Annotated in this window: 1 protein-coding gene; it reads right to left on the reverse strand. The window is 70.3% G+C overall.

Features of this window, described 5'->3' with window-relative positions:
* Nucleotides 1-640 (reverse strand): Ig-like domain-containing protein (locus IVA74_RS11945; protein WP_256469196.1); only part of this gene is annotated, 640 nt, incomplete at both ends.

Here is a 640-nt window from a genome sequence, read left to right on the forward strand (position 1 = left end):
CACCACGGTGTTGGCAAGGCCGGTGCCGCTCAGCGCCGGGTTGGCGGTGACGTGGTCGGTGGCCGAGCTGCCGGTGTCGACGGTGAGGGTCTCGGTCACCGTTGGCCCGGTGGTGCTGAGCGTGTAGACCACCGCGCTGCTGGTGGCGGTGTTGCCGGCGGCATCGCTCACCCGTGCGGTCAGCGAGTTGGCTCCATTGTTGAGGCTGACCGTGGTGCTCCAGCTGCCGTTGCCCTGCACGATGGCGGTGCCGATCGGCGTGGTGCCGTCGAGGATGGTGACGCTGGCGCCGGCATCGGCGACGTCGACCGTGCCGGTGATGGCCTGGCTGGCCTGGTTAGTCGCCCCACCCGGGCTGGTGATGGCGACCGTCGGCGCCGCCGTGTCGAGGGTGAAGCTCAGCGAGGCCGAACCGATGTTGCCGAAGCTGTCGGTCTGGCTTGCGACGATGGTGTGCGATCCGTCCGCCAGCCCGCTCGGGAGGAACGACCAGGCGCCTTGCGCGTCGGTGGTCGCCGTGGCCACGACCGGAGTGCCGTCAATGGTGAAGTGCACCACGGTGTTGGCAAGGCCGGTGCCGCTCAGCGCCGGGTTGGCGGTGACGTGGTCGGTGGCCGAGCTGCCGGTGTCGACGGTGAGG

Origin of the sequence: Bradyrhizobium sp. 132 (genome assembly GCF_023074185.1) — a bacterium.
GTDB lineage: Bacteria > Pseudomonadota > Alphaproteobacteria > Rhizobiales > Xanthobacteraceae > Bradyrhizobium.